Source organism: Listeria cossartiae subsp. cossartiae (assembly GCF_014224155.1).
Classification (GTDB): domain Bacteria; phylum Bacillota; class Bacilli; order Lactobacillales; family Listeriaceae; genus Listeria; species Listeria cossartiae.
In genome coordinates this window covers 156818-175240 of record NZ_JAASUI010000003.1, presented here as the reverse complement: position 1 = coordinate 175240, position 18423 = coordinate 156818, and the positions used below count along the sequence as shown (strand labels likewise).

Genomic DNA, 18423 nt, shown 5'->3' with positions numbered 1-18423 from the left:
GGGAGGAACAAAAATGAGTTTAGAAAAAGTAAATGAAGCAGTTGCGAAAATTAGAGAAAGTTACGCTGGAACGCCAAAAATCGGTTTGATTCTTGGGTCAGGTTTAGGTGTACTTGCAGACGAAGTGAACAATCCAACAAAACTTTCTTACAGCGAAATCCCACATTTTCCTGTTTCTACAGTAGAAGGACATGCTGGACAATTTGTTTTTGGTGAGTTAGAAAATAAAGAAGTTGTTGCGATGCAAGGACGTTTCCACTTTTATGAAGGCTATTCGATGCAAGATGTTACTTTCCCAGTTCGTGTTATGAAAGAACTTGGTGTAGAAGTACTTGTCGTGACGAATGCAGCTGGTGGTGTAAACGAATTGTACTCTGCTGGAGACTTGATGTTGATTTCTGATCACATTAACTTTACTGGAACGAACCCGCTTATCGGACCAAATGACGAGCATTTCGGCCCACGTTTCCCAGATATGTCAGAAGCTTATAATTTAGCTTTACGTGTCGATGCGAGACTGATTGCGCAAGAGCTTAATTTAACTATCCGTGAAGGTGTTTATGCTGGTTTCAGCGGCCCAACTTACGAAACGCCTGCTGAAATTCAAATGATGCGTACACTTGGAGCGGATGCGGTTGGAATGTCCACTGTACCAGAAGTAATCATTGCCAACCATGCTGGATTACGCGTACTAGGTATCTCTTGTATTACGAATATGGCGGCCGGAATTCTGGACCAACCACTTTCTCATACAGAAGTTATCGAAACAACGGATCAAGTTCGCAGCACGTTTTTACAATATGTAAAAGCAATTGTTGCTAAAATTTCTTAAAATAATTGGTAGCTAATCTCAGCCCAAATTTATTATTTTCTGAAGCAAGAAGATAATCGATTTGGGCTGAGTTTTTTACGTATTTGATATTATTTTCAGATAGTTATTGTCGCTCGGCTTCTTAGTGTGCTACTATATAAAAGAACTTTTAAAAATCTATAATGTAAAGGTGGGATTGGCGTGACGTTTGAACGGCTTGGAACAATGAATGTAAATGCAGAAGGACATCTCGAAATTGGAGGGGTGGACACTTTAAAGCTTACTGAAAAATATGGTACGCCACTTTACGTTTATGATGTAGCGCTAATCCGTGACCGTGCAAGAGGATTTAAGAAAACTTTTGAAGAGTTAGGCGTAAAAGCGCAAGTGGCTTATGCGAGTAAAGCATTTTCTGCTGTAGCGATTTACCAACTGATGGCGGAAGAAGGTCTGTCGCTTGATGTGGTTTCGGGCGGAGAGCTTTATACCGCAATTAAAGCAAATTTCCCTCCTGAAAGAATTCATTTTCACGGAAATAATAAAAGTGCAGAAGAAATACATATGGCGCTTGATTACGGTATTGGCTGTTTTGTTATCGATAATTATTATGAAATTAGTTTATTAGAAGATATATTAATAGAACGAAATGAAAAAGCTTCTGTGTTAATTCGTGTGACACCGGGAATTGAAGCCCATACACATGATTATATTTTAACAGGACAAGATGATTCGAAATTTGGCTTCGGTCTTACTAATGGGCAAGCTGAGAAAGCAATTAAACAAGTACTTCATGCAAGTGCATCTTTTGATTTAATCGGACTACACTGTCATATTGGTTCACAAATTTTTGAAACGACTGGTTTTAAATTAGCAGCTCGACGGATTATGGATAAATTGGTTGAGTGGCACGGGACGCTTGGTTTTGATTCCAAAGTGCTGAATCTTGGTGGCGGATTTGGTGTTCGTTACACAGCGGAAGATGAGCCACTAGAGCCGAGTGAATATGTGCGCCAGATTATGGATGAGGTCCGTGATGTGGCGAATAGTAATGATATCGCTATCCCCGAAATTTGGATTGAACCCGGCCGTTCGCTTGTTGGTGAAGCTGGTACAACCCTTTATAAAGTGGGATCGCGCAAAGAAGTTCCAGGAATTCGGAATTACCTTGCCGTTGATGGCGGTATGTCAGACAATATTCGTCCAGCGCTATATGATGCGCATTATGACGCTGTTCTTGCAGCCAACCCAGAAAAAGTCGCAGAAGAAACCGTGGCTATCGCAGGGAAATGTTGTGAGTCTGGAGATATGTTAATTTGGGATTTACCGTTACCGAAATCAAATGCCGGCGAAGTGCTAGCAGTCTTTTGTACAGGTGCATATGGTTATGCGATGGCAAGTAATTATAATCGCATCCCAAGACCACCAGTAGTTTTTGTGGAAAACGGAATCGATAAATTAGTCGTTGCCCGCGAAACCTATGAAAATTTAGTGCAAAATGATCTTTCATTATAGTAGGGCGGGACAGATATGGTAGAAATGAATTTTAAAGTGGATGCTTTTGAAGGACCACTTGACTTACTTCTTCATTTAATCGGACAATTAGAAGTCGATATTTATGATATTCCAATGGCTGAAATTACGGACCAATATATGGAATTTGTTCATACAATGCAAGAAATGGAATTAGATGTTGCTAGTGAATATTTAGTGATGGCAGCAACGTTACTAGCCATTAAAAGTAAAATGCTACTTCCAAAGCAGGAACTAGAAATCGATTATGATACACTAGAAGAGGAAGAAGATCCACGGGACGCTTTAGTTGAAAAGCTAATGGAGTACAAACGTTTTAAAGAAGCCGCGAAAGAACTAAAAGAAAAAGAGGCCGAACGTAGCTTTTATTTCAGCAAACCACCGATGGATTTAGCGGAATACGACGATGGAACAAAAGTAGCCGAACTAGATGTATCCTTAAACGATATGTTAAGTGCTTTTAACAAAATGCTACGACGTAAAAAGTTAAATAAACCACTTCATACACGAATTACCACACAGGAAATTTCGATTGACGAAAGAATGGATGCTGTTTTAGGAAAATTACACCAACAAGTAAATCACCGCTTACGATTTGACGAGCTATTTGAAGAACAAACGAAAGAACAACTAGTCGTTACGTTTTTAGCGCTACTAGAACTAATGAAACGAAAATTAGTCGAAGTGGAGCAATCGGAAAGTTTTGCGGATTTATATGTGCAAGGTAAAGGGGAAGAACTATCGTGAACAGAGAACAACAATTAGGCGTATTAGAGAGTTTGCTTTTTGCTGCGGGAGATGCGGGACTTTCCACGGAGCAATTAACGGAAGTCATGGAAATCACGCATATTGAAGCACTCAATTTATTAGAGCTTTTAAGTGAACGATATAACGGGAATGCAGACAGAGGACTTATTTTATTAGAGTTAGCTGGATCGTTTCAATTAGCTACCAAAAAAGCACATGCGGAATTTTTACGGAAGTTAGTCGAAGTTCCAAGCAATACCGTTTTATCGCAAGCGTCATTAGAAACTTTAGCGATTATTGCCTATCGTCAACCAGTAACAAGAATGGAAGTCGATGAGGTTCGCGGTGTTCAAACAGATGGTCCGATTAGAACCCTTGTTGCTAAAGGACTCGTAACCGATAAAGGACGTGTTGACGGAGCTGGACGGGCAAAACTTTACGTTACGACAAGCGAGTTTTTAGATGCTTTCGGACTTAATTCTTTAGAGGATTTACCAAAGCTTGCTGATCCAGCGGCAGATGAACCAGATCAGAACGAAATGGACCTGTTTTTTGACCGGTTTAACCAAAGTAAAGAACAGGAGGAGGAATAAGAATGGAACGTTTACAAAAAGTAATTGCAAATGCAGGTATTACTTCAAGAAGAAAAGCAGAAAAGCTTATTCAAGAAGGTAAGGTAACAGTGAACGGGAAAGTAGTGAAAGAATTAGGTATAAAAGTAAGTGGTACGGAACGAATCGAAGTGGAGGGAATTCAACTAACAAAAGAAGAACACCGCTATTTCCTTTTTTATAAACCAAGAGGAACCGTGTCGGCTGTAACAGATGATAAAGGCCGCACAACCGTAGCCGATTATTTTGCGGATATTCCAGAACGACTGTATCCGGTTGGACGACTTGATTATGATACATCTGGTTTATTATTAATGACCAATGACGGGGATTTTGCTAACTTGCTAATGCACCCGAAAAATGAAGTTTCTAAAACATATATTGCACGTATTAAAGGTATTCCTGAACGAGAAGTGATTCGCCAATTAGAGCGCGGAGTTGTTATTGATGGTCGTAAAACAGCGCCAGCCAAAGTAAAAGTGCGTTCTTCTGACAAAACGAAAGACAAAGCAATTGTTGAAATCACGATTCACGAAGGGCGAAATCGCCAAGTACGTAAAATGTTTGAAGCAGTTGGTTTTGAAGTACAAAAACTATCAAGGGAAGAATACTCGTTCTTGAATTTACGTGGTTTGAACGCAGGGGAAAGACGAGAATTGTCCCATCATGAAGTAAAACAATTAAAAACAGAAGCAAGATTCGGTAAAAATAAAAAGTGACTTTTCGGCCAAAACATACTTTCTAATAGCGTGTTTTGTGAAAAACATGTATAATTTAAATCGTAGGAAATTTGGTATAGGCAATTGTATGGTTTTTTCGTATGTGGGTACGGAAGATTCCATTTATTTGAATGATCATTTTATGTAAATGAGAGTTAGGGGATGAGTACTTATGAGTGAACAAGTTAGAGTGCTTGTTGTGGATGATGAGGACCGGATACGCCGCCTTCTGAAGATGTATCTTGAAAGAGAGAACTATCGTATTGAAGAAGCTAGTGATGGTGATCAAGCATTGAGCATGGCGCTAAACAACAATTATGAAGTAATCCTACTTGATTTAATGATGCCTGGCAAAGATGGCATTGAAGTTTGTCGTGAACTGAGGGAGTTTAAATCGACACCAGTTGTCATGTTGACAGCTAAAGGAGAAGAAGCTAACCGCGTACAAGGTTTTGAAGTGGGCGCAGATGATTACATCGTGAAACCATTTAGCCCAAGAGAAGTTGTACTGCGAGTGAAGGCTGTTCTTCGTCGTGCGAAACAATCTTCGGAAGAATCGGCTGGCGGAACACCGGGAGATATTATTACGTTCCCACATTTGAAAATCGATAACGAAGCGCATCGTGTTATTGTTGATGGGAAAGAAATCGGTTTAACACCGAAAGAATATGATTTACTGTATTATTTAGCGAAATCCCCAGATAAAGTGTTTGATCGTGAGTCCCTTTTAAAAGAAGTGTGGCGGTATGAATTCTTTGGTGATTTAAGAACCATTGATACACATGTCAAACGATTACGTGAAAAACTACATGATGTATCAGAAGACGCTGCGAGAATGATTGTAACAGTTTGGGGTCTTGGATATAAATTTGAAATTCCTGAAGATTAATAAAACAGACTAAGATAACGGGCAAAGACGTTTAATCGGCAAGTGTTATGCCGCACGTGCTTTGTTCGTTATTTTTTTGTTCGAAGCGAGGTGAGAAAAGATGAAGATTTGGAATAGTATCGTTGGGAAAATTTGGAGTACGATCATCCTGTTATTAATTGGGATTTTAGTTATTTCTGGATTTCTCGTTGCGATGATTTATGAAAAAAATAATATCACCCGAATTACTAAAGAATTGGAAGAAAAAACATCTAGTATTATTACGGTGATGAAAGAAAATGATGAAGTAATTTCTACCGAGAATAAAAATGATTCTGCACTTATTTTGCTGGATGATACGATGGGTGTAATTATTGAACAGGATGGAAAAAGCATCTATCAATCGCAATCACCGGATACAGTTTCCACAGCATCGGCGAATAAATTAATTCAAGATAAAACATTAGACAAAGCGCTAGATAAAGATAATAGTGTCACGATGAAATATAATTTTAAAACTGGGGACGGTTCGTTACCAGTCGAAGTATCAGCCCAAAAATTTACCCTAGCGAATGGCGAAACGGGTGTTGTTTACGTCTATCAATCGTATCATGATATTTTGAAAGTAAACCAGAAGACTATGAGTACGCTAATTATTTCTGGGGTCATTGCGATTGTTATAACCTCTATCCTCTCTTTCGTCTTTTCTTCCCGAATGGCCTTTCCGCTTCGTGAAATGAAAAAGATTGCGATTGCTGTTTCGAAAGGGAACTTTGATAATCGTGTGCCGACTTATACGCATGATGAAATCGGGGAGCTCGGCGTGGCGTTTAATGATATGGCGAAACAATTAAAGTACAATATTAGCGCTCTTAGGCAAGAAAAGGAGCAACTATCGAATATTTTAGTTGGAATGGCAGATGGCGTCATTAAATTCAGCGTGGATAAAACGATTATCCTTAGTAATCCGCCAGCAGAAGAATTTCTGCATAATTGGTTCTTCTCTCCTGAAAATACGGAAAAAGTACTGATTCCAGTAGCCTTAAATGACTTATTAAATGATACGCTAGAAAAGAAAGAGTCCCAAGTGGGTGAGATTACATTCGCTGACCGCACGTATGTCGCGATTTTAACGTTGCTTTATACGGGAGAACATGTGCGGAGTATTGTTGCAGTTATTCGTGATATGACAGAAGAAAAACAACTGGAAAAAATGAAAAGTGATTTTGTTAATAACGTGTCGCATGAACTCAGAACGCCAATTTCGATGCTTCAAGGTTATAGTGAAGCGATTATTGATGGGGTTGCCCAGTCGGATGAAGAAGTGCGGGAGTTTGCGCAAATCATTTATGATGAATCGCTTCGTATCGGACGCTTGGTCAATGATATGCTGGACCTTGCTAGAATGGAAGCTGGATTTAATCAAATGGATAATCAAAAATTACCACTGGCGCCATTACTTCGGAAAGTTATTTCTAATTTTGACGTGCTCGCAAAAGAGAACTTTGTGGAATTAGGCTTAGAATTAGAAACGCCAGATTTAGAATATTCATATGACCCAGACCGCATGGAGCAAGTATTAATTAATTTAATTATGAATGCGATTCGCCATACCGGTAAAGAAGGTTACGCGGGAAAAGTAATTTTAAAACAAACCATTGACGAGGAACAGAGTAACCTTGTTATTACGGTATCCGACAATGGTAGCGGGATTGCGGAAGAAGATATCCCATACTTATTCGAACGTTTTTATAAAGTGGATAAAGCGAGAAAACGTGGTAAAGCAGTGGGGACAGGAATTGGCCTTGCTATAGTGAAAAACATTGTAGAAGCACACAACGGAAAAATTTCAGTTGAAAGTGAACTTGGTAAAGGATCAGATTTTATTATCACCTTGCCTCTCTATAAATAGAATGGAGCGAAAAACATGGAAAAAAGACAAACAAAATTTTGTAAAGAATCTTTAGTTATTAAAACAAGCCGGGTTTTCCCGTCAGATACGAACAACCATAACACCCTTTTTGGTGGGAGATTGATGACGTACATTGATGACACAGCTTCGATTAGTGCATCCCGTCATTGTCGCACAGAAATCGTAACAGCTTCAACAGACTCAGTGGACTTTTTAAAACCAATTAAAAATGACCACTCCGTTTGTTTAGAGTCTTATGTTGCTTCTACTGGAAGAAGTTCGATGGAAATTTTCGTTAAAATCATTGCGGAAAATTTAAAAACAGGCGAGCGTTATTTAGCCGCAACGTCCTTTTTAACATTTGTTGCGTTAGATTCAGACGGCAAAACAGTGGAAGTGCCGCTTGTTGAACCAGAAACAGAAGAACAAAAAAGAATTCACGCTGGAGCAGAAGCGAGAAGCATCGCACGTAAAATTCGCTTAAAAGAAAATCAATCATTAGCGGAATCGTTGTCTACGGATATTCCGTGGTAATAAATAAAAACCAGATGTTTAGTCTGGTTTTTATTTACTTGCCTAAGAAAGCGCTTACGTGAAAAAACATACAAAAGGACTTGCCAAAAAAATTTTTCATGGTAAAATGAAAATTGTAAGAAAATATTCGTTCATCTTCGGGGCAGGGTGTAATTCCCGACCGGTGGTTAAAGTCCACGATCTGCTTTTTTTTGCAGTTGACTCTGGTGTAATTCCAGGACCGACAGTATAGTCTGGATGGGAGAAGATGTTGGCAGACCTTTTCGTTTGTCTTCACGAGCATGTGTTAGCAAGCTGTGATGCTTATTTGAGTATTCAGTTCTTGTTTATTAATTCACAAACTCTCCCTCAACTTTTTTTAGTTGAGGTTTTTTATTTGCTTGGGTTGCATTCGTTAAGTGACGTCCTCGCTTCTTGGTGAACATCAAGGGAGAAATGACAATGAAGAATTATTCAATGAAGGTTTTTGTAAGTGTGGCGGTTCTTGGTACATTAGCATTTATTTTAATGATGCTACAATTTCCGCTACTACCGAGTGCACCATTTTTAAAGCTTGATTTTAGTGATATTCCAGCTTTGATTGGTGGCTTATTATTCGGACCACTCGCAGTGATTTTAGTAGAACTAATCAAAAATGTGCTACTTTATATTGTGTCAGGTAGTCCAGTAGGTGTTCCGATTGGAGAATTATCCAATTTTATTAATGGTATTGTATATGTATTACCGATTTATTATTTATTTCACTGGTTTCGCTCAACAAAAGGAATGGTGCTTTCAACAGCAATTGGAACGTTAGTAATGACAGTTGTAATGTCGATATTTAATTATTTCATTTTATTACCATTTTACATTAAACTTGGTGGACTTCCGGCGGATACAGATGTCGCTTGGTTAGTCACATATGCGATTATACCATTTAGTTTATTAAAAGGAGTCATCGTCAGTGCTGTATTCTTACTGCTATACTCCAGATTGAAAAAATGGATTGCTAAAAATCAAACTGTAAAAGAACGCCGCAAATTTGAAAAAAGACAACAAGAAACAAGCCATTAAATATAAAAATCCGGTAGCCTCTAAATGGGCTGCCGGATTTTTTTAATGAAATGGACTATCGGAAACTTTGATAGAAAGTGAAGGACAAGCAAATTCAGCGTCAATCACCATTTCGACTAAGTCTTCAGGGATTTCTTTTGTTCCAGTGTTATCATCTAATATATTAAAGGCAAGACCTTCTGTATCATAATCAAAAACATCGGGCGCATGAATGGAACAAGCTCCACAAGCGATACAAGTGTCTTTTTCGACAAGGGAATACTTCAATTTTCTACGCTTCCTTTCTAAAATAACAATTTGAAGCCAGATTTTTTCTTTTTCTATTGTAACATATTTTGAAAAAGTTTTTTTCGATAAAACTAATGTAGAACAAGTGTTTCTGTGGTATGATTGTAGGAACAAAAAAGGTGGTGGAAATGTCTTGGATTTGCTTGATAATTATATACTGACGATTTTAGAAAAAAGTGTAACACCTAGAAAATTACCGTTTATCCATACGGTTTTAGCGGGACGGAGAACGGGGCAAGCTGTTCAAGATATCCATCTTTTTCAAATGCAACATTTATTTGGACTTGTGCCCAATCTGAAGGCGAATTATTTGGAATTTCGGCTCGCGGAATTGGTGCGGCAAGGGGTGATTATTTCTACGGAGAATGGTTATCTTAGCGAGGAAAACTCAGCGGGAACTTTTGATAATGCTTATCCGGCTTTTCAAGGTTTTACGTTGCAGCGGCAAGCGTTTGATTTTTTTGCGCATTTGCGACTCGCGGTGCAAGTGGTTAGTAATAAGCATCATCAAGAGAACTATTATTTGCCTGTTATTCGTGATAAGAAAGTGCAGCAGTTTATTAAACATTGGCTAAAGCAGCAAAACAAGGCTGGTTTAGCCGGAGATTTATATGCGGAACTCATTCGTTGGTTTGGAAAATTAGCAGTTGCTAGGCCGGAATTTTTAGTAGAGCGTTTTTCAGGTGGAGAATTAATGGGGTATACGACTGAACAGATTGCCGCGAAGTATCAAGTAGAGAAGTGGGATGTTTACTTTGAAGTGCTGCACGAAATCCATCGTTTGTTAATGGCGATGAAGGCGTGTCCGGATGAGTGGCCTCTATTAGTTAGTTTTGTACCAGATGAATTAACGGGTCTGACGAGTTCGGCGATGCAAACCTATACACTTTGGCAAAATGGGGCGGATTTAGAAGCGATTGAACGAATACGTCGTTTGAAAACAAGTACCATTCAAGATCATTTTGTGGAAATTCGGGCTACTTTAAAGGATACGGATGTTCCACATTTACCAGAAGAGTCTATTATAAAAACAATTAACTTGAAAGAATGGAATTTGCTTCGTGAAATAAAAGCAGAATTCCCAGACTTAGATTATTATCAAATTCGGTTAGCGGTTGTTAGTAGGGAGGGCGAGCAGTGAATTTAGAACAGGAATTAAAAGACTATCTTGGATTTGAAGCGTTCCGTCCTGGTCAAAAAGAAGTCATTGAAACGGCCTTAGCGAAGCGGAACTGTTTTGCGATGTTACCTACTGGAACTGGGAAAACAATTTGTTATCAATTAGCGGGTCATTTGATGGATGGCTTAGTGTTGATTGTATCGCCACTTCTTTCATTAATGCAAGACCAAATGGAACGAATGCGCGCTCACGGGGAAAAGCGAGTGGCGGCGCTTAATAGCTTTTTAAAACGAGACGAAAAGAACCAAATCCTTGCGAACATTCATTTATATAAGTTTCTTTTTTTATCACCAGAAATGCTAAATAATGAAGCCGTGAAAAACTTGCTCTTAAAACAAAAAATCAGCTTGTTCGTTATTGATGAAGCGCATTGTATTTCTCAGTGGGGGCATGATTTTCGGCCAGATTATTTAATGTTAGGGCAGTTTATTAAAGAAGCAAATTTTCCTGTGTCGATGGTGCTTACGGCAACGGCAACGAAGAAAGTCCGGGCAGACATTTTAACGCAACTAGAGCTAACAGATTGTGAACAGATTATTTACTCGGTTAATCGACCGAATATTTCTTTGCAAGTAGAGAAATTTTCTAATCAGCAACTGAAAAAAGAACGTTTATATGAGCTTATCAGCAAACTTCAAACGCCTGGGATTATTTATTTTTCAAGCAAAAAGTTAGCCGAAAGTGTGGCACATGAATTAAGTGAAATTGCTGAATTAAGAGTTGCTTATTATCATGGCGATATGGAGACCGAGGATAGGATTGTTATTCAGCAGCAATTTGTTTATGGACAACTAGATATTATTTGTGCGACTAGCGCGTTTGGAATGGGCATAGATAAAGCGGACATTCGTTTTGTTATTCATTACCATATGCCAGCCGATTTAGAGGCTTATTTGCAAGAGATTGGGAGAGCGGGGCGTGATGGGCAGAACAGTATCGCTATTTTGCTATATGCGAATGGTGATGAATTTATCCAAATGCAACTAGCAGATCAAGATATACCAGACGTTAATTTAATCAACCTGTCGCCAGAACAACGCAAAACTTTACCAGAGACAGAGCAGCGTTTCATCGAATACTACCAAAAGAGTGGTTTAAGCGCGCAAGAATTAACCGCCAAAATGGACTACCGAAAAAAATGGAAGCGAGCTAATTTGCAGCAGTTTATTGGTTACCTACATGCTGAAGATTGCCGTCGTAATTATATTATGCGCTATTTTGAAGAACCGCCACTAGAAGTCACGGCAGATAACTGTTGTGATTTGGATGGTGCCGAAATAATCGATTTTGAAAAACGAGAAAAAATCTCCCAAAAAGAAATTCCAACATGGGAAACCTATTTAGCTTATTTACTGCAATAGTTTTAGCGTTACGAAATTCGACAAAAAAGTAGATAGTTTCACATTTTTTCTAAAAAAAGACTTGTTTAATAGCGAAAAAATTGTTATTATTTTGTTCAGTAATCTGTAAAAAGCAAAGAATGGTTATATGCCAGAAGTACTAATTTATAATGATTATTGCTTTTTTTTCTAAAAAAGCGTTTTAAGTATTGTTGTATGTTGTTTTTATGGGTATAATTATTTCAAAGGTATTTCATTTATTAACATCTTATGTAACACTTCTCTGTGCCAATTATAGTGCATAGGATAATTTTAGAAAGCACTAAAGGAGGAACTTTGAGTGGTAAAAACAAGAAAAGAAAAACGGGAATATGAAGAACCGGCTGATTATGATATGAATGCTGAAGGGCAGGATGAATTTAATAATGAACCGCCGATGTTATCCCGTTCTGATAGCAGAAAAGTAAAAAAGAAAACCATTTTTAGATACCCATTACTGAATTTATTGATTGTGTTTTTCTTATTAATTCCAATCGTTATAGTAATTGTATTTGTAACAGTACAAAACATGGGTTCATCAAATGAAGTAAAAACAGAGACAGAATCGACTGTCAATGTATCTGACAACACACAATCGAAAGAAGATAAAGAAAAAGCGAAGAAAGCCGCAGAAGAAAAAGCAGCAGCAGAAAAGGCTGCGGAAGAAAAGAAAGCGGCCGAAGAAAAAGCAGCAGCAGATAAGAAAACACAAGAAGAAGAGGCTGTTAAAGCTGCCAATGCAAGAAAAGAACAAGAAGCTGCGGAAGAGAAGAAAGCCGCAGAAGAAAAAGCAGCAGCCGACAAAGCTGCCGCAGAGAAAGCTGCACAGAAAAAAGCAAGTGAATCCACACAGAAAAAAGCTGGTGGCTCTCACACCGTTAAAGCTGGCGACACGTTATACAGCATTGCGCGTTCCGCATATGGACAAGCTGGAGCAGCTGCTGGTGTAGAAAAAATTAAACAAGCCAATGGACTGGGAAGTAACAATGTACCAGTTGGCACAGTTCTAACAATTCCACAGTAATAAACAACACTGAATGGGTCTGGGAAACGCTTCCGAGACTCATTTGTTTGTTTAAATGGAAAATGTAGGGGGAAATAACCATGGCAAAAGTGGCACTAATTACAACAGGCGGTACGATTGCAAGTAAGAAAACAGCATCAGGAAAACTTGCATCAGGTGAATTATCTGGAGAAGAATTAGCTGCATTATGCCAATTACCAACAGAAATTCAAATAGACATCTATTCGACTTTTCAACTCCCATCTATGCATATTACACTTCCGGATTTAATCAGTTTAAAGCAACTAATTGAATCTATTTTCATGGATGAAACATATGATGGTATTGTTGTGACACACGGAACAGATTCATTAGAAGAAACAGCCTATTTTCTCGATCTTGCAGTAACTGATGCGAGACCGGTCGTTGTAACTGGTTCGCAGCGTGCGCCAGAAGAACCGGGGACGGATGCTTACGTTAATATCCGTCATGCTATTTACACGGCATGTGAAATAAATTTACGTCAAGCGGGTACCGTTGTTGTTTTCAATGAACGGATTTTCGCAGCTAGATACGTTAAAAAAGTTCATGCGTCTAATATTCAAGGGTTTAGCGCGTTTGGTTTTGGTTATCTTGGCATCATTGATAATGATCAAGTTTTTCTTTATCAAAAACCGCTTGAGCATGAGTGTTTTGATATTCGCTTAGATCTTCCAGACGTGGTTGTCATTAAATGTTACATAGGTGCGGACGGTTTGTTTATCGATGCAGCAATTGATAAAGGCGTTGGTGGTATTGTTTTGGAAGGCGTCGGTCGCGGTCAGGTTGCACCCAAAATGATGCCAGCAATTATTCGCGCTTTAGATGCTGGAATTCCAGTCGTTATTACAACAAGCGCCGAAGAAGGCAATGTATACACGACCTATGATTATGAAGGTAGCACATTCGACTTGTATAATCGGGGCGTTATTTTAGGAAAAGATTATGATAGCAAGAAAGCGCGGATGAAACTAATGGTACTTTTAGCATCCCAAGAAGAAATTAATCAAACCAATTTCAGATAAAAGGAGTTTTATTCTATGACTAAAAAGATATGTATCGCAATTGATGGGCCAGCTGCAGCGGGGAAAAGTACTGTAGCGAAAATCGTTGCGAAAAAATTGCGTTTTGTTTATATCGACACGGGTGCTATGTATCGCGCGGTAACATATATCGCTTTACAAAATAACCTTGCATATGACGACGAAAAAGCTATTGCGGCTTTATTAGAAAAAACGGTTATTCGTTTTGAACCGGGCGAAGTACAGCAAGTATTTGTAGGCGAGGAAAATGTGACGGAAGTGATTCGCTCATTAGAAGTAACAAATCACGTATCCATCGTTGCGGCACATCCGGCCATTCGTGAAGCTTTGCAAAAACGCCAACAAGTATTCGCAACAGAAGGCGGAATTGTCATGGACGGTCGCGATATCGGTACAGCGGTTCTTCCAAATGCCGAACTAAAAATCTTTTTACTAGCGAGTGTAGAAGAACGCGCAGAACGTCGTTATAAAGAAAATATGGCGAAAGGTTTTGCCGGAGACTTAAACCAACTCAAAAAAGAAATTGAAGAACGCGATCACTTGGATTATACAAGAGAACATTCTCCACTGAAAAAAGCGGACGATGCAATTGAGGTAGATACAACATCCATGTCGATTGACGAAGTTGCCAATAAAATTCTTTCACTAGCTGAACTAAAAATCAATAATTGATGAAAAAGTGCTACATTTTCTTAACTAAAAAGGAATGGAGCACTTTTTTAATTTAAGCTTGAAAGCCCAAACAAACTGAGCGATTTCACGCCCTATAGGCATTTTCACCCCCTTAAAAGAGCTTGACAAATGTGCTGATTTGTAGGATGTTATAAGAGAGATTTTTTACTTTGTGAAAAGTATCTTGATAGGATTTTCTAGCTGGAAGATCAGTTTTACAGAAGGTGTATTTGATATTTTTTCTTTAATTAATCGGAATTTGCCTATCTAGGAAAACTAGTCAAGCAGATGAGGCGAGCGTGAAGGTTGCTTCTGAATTAGAAACTCCTAAAATTCGACTAACGAATGGAGGGCTACACATGTCTGAAGATTTATTTGATGTAGAAGTTAGAAATTTTGAAGAAGGAGACAAAGTCACTGGCACAGTTACAAGCGTGGAAGATAAACAAGTTTATGTTGGTATTCCCGATAGCAAACTGGATGGTGTCGTTCCAATAAGTGAACTTTCCAATATACATGTGGAGACAGCTTCTGACGTTGTAAGCGTAGGCGACACACTTGATTTGATTGTCACTAAAGTAGAAGACGATGTACTTGTTTTATCTAAAAGAAAAGTGGATGCCGAAAAAGCATCTGATGATATTAAAGCCAAATTTGAATCTGGTGAGGTATTCGAAGCGGTAGTTAGTGACGTTGTAAAAGGCGGATTAGTTGTTGATCTTGGTGTTCGTGCATTTGTTCCAGCTTCTTTAGTAGAAGATCATTTTGTGGAAGATTTCGCCGATTACAAAGGAACAACCCTTACGTTCAAAGTAGTAGAATTTGAACCAGAAAATAACCGAGTAATTTTAAGTCATCGTGCAGTTGTGGAAACAGAAAAAGCTAGTCAAAAACAAGCGTTACTAAGCGAAATCAAAGAAGGCGACGTGATTGAAGGTACAGTTCAACGCTTAGCTAATTTCGGTGCATTCGTTGATATCGGTGGCGTGGACGGATTAGTTCACATCTCACAAATTTCTTATAAACATATTGCAACACCACAAGAAGTACTTGAAGAAGGACAAAAAGTAACCGTTAAAGTTATCGGGATTGATCCTGAAAATGAACGTATTTCTCTTTCTATTAAAGCGAACTTACCTGGACCTTGGGACGGCATTGCTGAAAAAGCGCCTGTTGGTTCTGTTTTAGAAGGAAAAGTAGTTCGTCTAGTTACTTTTGGTGCATTTGTGGAAATATTCCCAGGAGTAGAAGGTTTAGTTCACATTTCGCAAATCTCTCACGAACATATCGGGACACCACAAGAAGTCCTTTCAGAAGGCCAAACAGTAGAAGTGAAAGTACTTGAAGTAAATGAAGCAGATCAACGCTTATCTTTAAGTATTAAAGATTTACAAGATGCGCCGGTCGAAGAAGCTGATTATGAACTTCCAGAAGAGAATACTGGATTCCAAATGAGCGATTTAATTGGTGATAAACTAAAAGGTCTTCAAAACGACGATAAATAATTGTATCCAAAAGAGCCTAGGGAGACTGTTCCCATAGGCTCTTTTTCTTTTTGAAATCGAACTTTTCATTGCCAGTAAGCTATTTTACTGATAAACTAAAGAAAGTTTGATAAATAGGATTCGAGAAAAAAGAAGGTGAAATAATGGCAAAACCAGTTGTAGCGATTGTCGGACGTCCAAACGTTGGCAAATCGACTATTTTTAACAGAATCGTTGGTGAACGTGTTTCCATAGTGGAAGATGTTCCCGGTGTGACACGTGACCGCATATATAATTCAGCGGAATGGCTTGGAAAAGAATTTAACATTATTGATACAGGTGGTATTGATCTTTCCGACGAACCATTCTTAGAGCAAATTCGCGCACAAGCGGAAATCGCAATTGATGAAGCAGACGTAATTATTTTTATTACCAATGGTCGTGAAGGGGTTACCGATGCAGACGAACAAGTAGCAAAAATTCTTTACCGGTCTAATAAACCAATTGTTTTAGCGATTAATAAAGTAGATAACCCAGAAATGCGTGATCAGATTTATGATTTTTACGCACTTGGGTTTGGTGAGCCGTATCCAATTTCTGGTTCGCATGGTCTAGGGCTTGGCGATATGCTTGATGCTGTTCGCGCTCATTTTCCAAAAGAAGAAGAGGAAGAGTATCCAGATGATACAGTGAAATTCAGTTTGATTGGTCGACCAAATGTTGGTAAATCTTCCATTCTAAATGCACTGCTTGGGGAAGACCGCGTGATTGTTTCGGATATTGCTGGAACGACACGTGATGCCATTGATACAACTTATACATTCGACGGCCAAGATTATGTCATGATTGATACTGCCGGAATGCGAAAACGTGGGAAAGTGTATGAGAGCACAGAGAAATATAGTGTGCTTCGTGCAATGAGAGCCATTGAACGCTCGGACGTTGTTCTTGTGGTTATCAACGCAGAAGAAGGTATTCGTGAGCAAGACAAACGAATTGCTGGATATGCGCATGATGCCGGACGTGCGATTATTATTGTTGTAAATAAATGGGATGCAATTAGTAAAGACGAAAAAACAATTAATGTATGGACAGAGGATATTCGGGAGCAATTCCAATTCTTGAGTTATGCACCAATTGTCTATGTATCTGCTAAAACAAAACAACGCTTAAATAATTTATTCCCACTCATTAACCAAGTAAGCGACAACCATTCATTACGTGTACAATCAAGTATGCTAAATGATGTTATTAGTGATGCGGTTGCAATGAATCCTTCACCAATGGACAAAGGTAAACGCCTTAAAATCTTCTATACAACACAAGTGGCTGTTAAACCACCGACATTTGTTGTATTTGTTAATGATCCAGAACTAATGCATTTCTCTTATGAACGTTTCCTAGAAAACCGAATTAGAGAAGCATTTCCGTTTGAGGGTACGCCAATTCGAGTAATTGCTCGTAAGCGTAAGTAAAGTTTTCGGGAGGAAAAATATAATGACACAGAAAAAAGTAGCTATTCTTGGCGCTGGAAGTTGGGGAACAGGTCTTGCACTTGTCCTAGCCGATAATAATCATAAACCAGTTATTTGGGGAAACTTAGATAAAATTGTGAATGAAATTAACGAATCGCACACGAATAGTCACTATTTGCCAGATATTATTTTACCAACTGAGGTAAAAGCGACATTATCACTTGATGAAGCGATTGATGGTGCAGAAATTGTCGTGATTGCTATTCCAACAAATGCGATGCGTATCGTTTGTAAACAGCTGAATGAAGCGTTAAAAGAACCGACTATTTTAGTGCATGTAAGTAAAGGGATTGAACCTGAAACGAATCTTAGAATGTCCGAAGTGATTGAAGAAGAAGTGGACGCAGCAAAACGCAAAGCACTTGTTGTTCTTTCTGGACCAAGTCATGCGGAAGAAGTGGCGCTTCGTCATCCAACAACACTTTGTGCGAGCTGTAAAGATTTAACGGCCGCAGAAATCGTTCAAGATCGTTTTATCAATAACAACTTACGCATTTATACGAATGATGATGTGATTGGCGCTGAAATTGGTGGCGCGCTGAAAAATATTATCGCACTAGGCGCAGGAATCTCTGATGGCCTTGGTTACGGCGATAATGCGAAAGCCGCACTAATGACTCGCGGAATGGCAGAAATCACTCGTCTCGGCGTTGCTGTGGGCTCTAATCCGCAAACCTTCTACGGGCTAACTGGTATTGGTGACTTGATTGTTACTTGTACGAGTGTGCACTCACGTAATTGGCGCGCTGGGAACATGCTTGGTAAAGGCGAGAATTTAGATGAAGTATTAGAAAAAATGGGCATGGTCGTGGAAGGTGTTCGAACAGCCAAAGCAGTACATGGTTGGGCGAAAAAACTAGACATTGATATGCCAATTACCGAATCGATCTACGCGATTTTATTTGAAAATAAAGATGCTCGTGAAGCAGTTGATTTATTAATGGGTCGTAAAAAGAAAATCGAAAAAGAATCATTTTAATAGAAAGAGTCAAGATAGGCTATTCGCTTATTTTGG

At 38.8% G+C, this 18423-nt stretch carries 18 protein-coding genes and 1 riboswitch; of the genes, 17 read left to right on the top strand and 1 reads right to left on the bottom strand.

Translation table 11 applies throughout. The annotated features are described in order from the left end of the window. Positions 1-13 precede the first annotated feature (13 nt). From HCJ30_RS10510 to ribU, 9 genes are all read left to right on the top strand, one after another. Positions 14-832 (top strand): purine-nucleoside phosphorylase, encoded by an 819-nt coding sequence (locus HCJ30_RS10510; protein WP_185392111.1) that lies wholly within the window; start codon positions 14-16, stop codon positions 830-832. A gap of 180 nt (positions 833-1012) precedes the next feature. Continuing rightward, positions 1013-2323: a diaminopimelate decarboxylase gene (lysA, locus tag HCJ30_RS10505; RefSeq protein WP_185392110.1), complete on the top strand. Its 1311-nt coding sequence runs from the start codon at positions 1013-1015 to the stop codon at positions 2321-2323. Between the two features lie 15 nt (positions 2324-2338). Continuing rightward, positions 2339-3088 (top strand): segregation/condensation protein A, encoded by a 750-nt coding sequence (locus HCJ30_RS10500; protein ID WP_185392109.1) that lies wholly within the window; start codon positions 2339-2341, stop codon positions 3086-3088. Continuing rightward, entirely contained in the window at positions 3085-3681 is a 597-nt protein-coding gene (gene scpB, locus HCJ30_RS10495) for an SMC-Scp complex subunit ScpB (protein ID WP_185392108.1), read from the top strand. Before HCJ30_RS10500 ends, scpB begins: the two co-directional genes overlap by 4 nt. 2 nt (positions 3682-3683) lie before the next feature. Next, the gene (locus tag HCJ30_RS10490) at positions 3684-4418 is read left to right on the top strand and encodes a pseudouridine synthase (RefSeq protein WP_185392107.1); all 735 of its coding nucleotides are present in this window, start codon (positions 3684-3686) and stop codon (positions 4416-4418) included. Between the two features lie 172 nt (positions 4419-4590). Continuing rightward, the gene (locus HCJ30_RS10485; protein WP_008948281.1) at positions 4591-5307 is read left to right on the top strand and encodes a response regulator transcription factor; all 717 of its coding nucleotides are present in this window, start codon (positions 4591-4593) and stop codon (positions 5305-5307) included. Between the two features lie 100 nt (positions 5308-5407). Then, complete coding sequence (locus tag HCJ30_RS10480) at positions 5408-7198, top strand: ATP-binding protein (protein WP_185392106.1); 1791 nt, start codon at positions 5408-5410, stop codon at positions 7196-7198. 15 nt (positions 7199-7213) lie between these two features. After that, the gene (locus HCJ30_RS10475) at positions 7214-7732 is read left to right on the top strand and encodes an acyl-CoA thioesterase (RefSeq protein WP_070234200.1); all 519 of its coding nucleotides are present in this window, start codon (positions 7214-7216) and stop codon (positions 7730-7732) included. 129 nt (positions 7733-7861) lie between these two features. After that, positions 7862-7985: riboswitch (FMN riboswitch) on the top strand. A gap of 188 nt (positions 7986-8173) precedes the next feature. After that, a complete protein-coding gene (ribU, locus tag HCJ30_RS10470; protein WP_185392105.1) occupies positions 8174-8785 on the top strand; it encodes a riboflavin transporter RibU in 612 nt (203 codons plus the stop codon). 42 nt (positions 8786-8827) lie between these two features. Here the strand turns inward: ribU and HCJ30_RS10465 are convergent, their stop codons facing one another. Then, entirely contained in the window at positions 8828-9052 is a 225-nt protein-coding gene (locus tag HCJ30_RS10465; protein ID WP_185392104.1) for a ferredoxin, read from the bottom strand. Between the two features lie 154 nt (positions 9053-9206). Here HCJ30_RS10465 and HCJ30_RS10460 point away from each other — a divergent pair, with 154 nt between their 5' ends. The 8 genes from HCJ30_RS10460 to HCJ30_RS10425 all read left to right on the top strand — a co-directional run bounded on the left by HCJ30_RS10460 (position 9207) and on the right by HCJ30_RS10425 (position 18387). Beyond that, positions 9207-10214 (top strand): YpbB family protein, encoded by a 1008-nt coding sequence (locus HCJ30_RS10460; RefSeq protein WP_185392103.1) that lies wholly within the window; start codon positions 9207-9209, stop codon positions 10212-10214. Then, the gene (locus HCJ30_RS10455; RefSeq protein WP_185392102.1) at positions 10211-11614 is read left to right on the top strand and encodes a RecQ family ATP-dependent DNA helicase; all 1404 of its coding nucleotides are present in this window, start codon (positions 10211-10213) and stop codon (positions 11612-11614) included. Before HCJ30_RS10460 ends, HCJ30_RS10455 begins: the two co-directional genes overlap by 4 nt. Before the next feature lie 319 nt (positions 11615-11933). Beyond that, on the top strand, positions 11934-12656 hold the full coding sequence (locus HCJ30_RS10450; RefSeq protein WP_185392101.1) for a LysM peptidoglycan-binding domain-containing protein: 723 nt from the start codon (positions 11934-11936) through the stop codon (positions 12654-12656). An 80-nt stretch (positions 12657-12736) separates the two neighbouring features. Next, positions 12737-13699, top strand: coding sequence for an asparaginase (locus tag HCJ30_RS10445; protein WP_185392100.1), 963 nt, complete (start codon positions 12737-12739; stop codon positions 13697-13699). Positions 13700-13714: 15 nt separating this feature from the next. Next, on the top strand, positions 13715-14389 hold the full coding sequence (gene cmk / locus HCJ30_RS10440) for a (d)CMP kinase (protein WP_008948270.1): 675 nt from the start codon (positions 13715-13717) through the stop codon (positions 14387-14389). A 359-nt stretch (positions 14390-14748) separates the two neighbouring features. Beyond that, entirely contained in the window at positions 14749-15894 is a 1146-nt protein-coding gene (gene rpsA / locus HCJ30_RS10435; protein ID WP_185392099.1) for a 30S ribosomal protein S1, read from the top strand. Positions 15895-16037: 143 nt separating this feature from the next. Then, positions 16038-17348 (top strand): ribosome biogenesis GTPase Der, encoded by a 1311-nt coding sequence (gene der, locus HCJ30_RS10430; RefSeq protein WP_185392098.1) that lies wholly within the window; start codon positions 16038-16040, stop codon positions 17346-17348. A 22-nt stretch (positions 17349-17370) separates the two neighbouring features. Beyond that, positions 17371-18387 (top strand): NAD(P)H-dependent glycerol-3-phosphate dehydrogenase, encoded by a 1017-nt coding sequence (locus HCJ30_RS10425; protein WP_185392097.1) that lies wholly within the window; start codon positions 17371-17373, stop codon positions 18385-18387. Positions 18388-18423: the final 36 nt, after the last annotated feature.

Coding starts and splice junctions, on each gene's coding strand:
- HCJ30_RS10510 (WP_185392111.1), top strand. CDS start 14: ATGAGTTTAGAAAAAGTAAATGAAGCAGTTGCGAAAATTAGAGAAAGT.
- HCJ30_RS10500 (WP_185392109.1), top strand. CDS start 2,339: ATGGTAGAAATGAATTTTAAAGTGGATGCTTTTGAAGGACCACTTGAC.
- HCJ30_RS10490 (WP_185392107.1), top strand. CDS start 3,684: ATGGAACGTTTACAAAAAGTAATTGCAAATGCAGGTATTACTTCAAGA.
- HCJ30_RS10485 (WP_008948281.1), top strand. CDS start 4,591: ATGAGTGAACAAGTTAGAGTGCTTGTTGTGGATGATGAGGACCGGATA.
- HCJ30_RS10480 (WP_185392106.1), top strand. CDS start 5,408: ATGAAGATTTGGAATAGTATCGTTGGGAAAATTTGGAGTACGATCATC.
- HCJ30_RS10475 (WP_070234200.1), top strand. CDS start 7,214: ATGGAAAAAAGACAAACAAAATTTTGTAAAGAATCTTTAGTTATTAAA.
- ribU (WP_185392105.1), top strand. CDS start 8,174: ATGAAGAATTATTCAATGAAGGTTTTTGTAAGTGTGGCGGTTCTTGGT.
- HCJ30_RS10445 (WP_185392100.1), top strand. CDS start 12,737: ATGGCAAAAGTGGCACTAATTACAACAGGCGGTACGATTGCAAGTAAG.
- cmk (WP_008948270.1), top strand. CDS start 13,715: ATGACTAAAAAGATATGTATCGCAATTGATGGGCCAGCTGCAGCGGGG.
- rpsA (WP_185392099.1), top strand. CDS start 14,749: ATGTCTGAAGATTTATTTGATGTAGAAGTTAGAAATTTTGAAGAAGGA.
- der (WP_185392098.1), top strand. CDS start 16,038: ATGGCAAAACCAGTTGTAGCGATTGTCGGACGTCCAAACGTTGGCAAA.
- HCJ30_RS10425 (WP_185392097.1), top strand. CDS start 17,371: ATGACACAGAAAAAAGTAGCTATTCTTGGCGCTGGAAGTTGGGGAACA.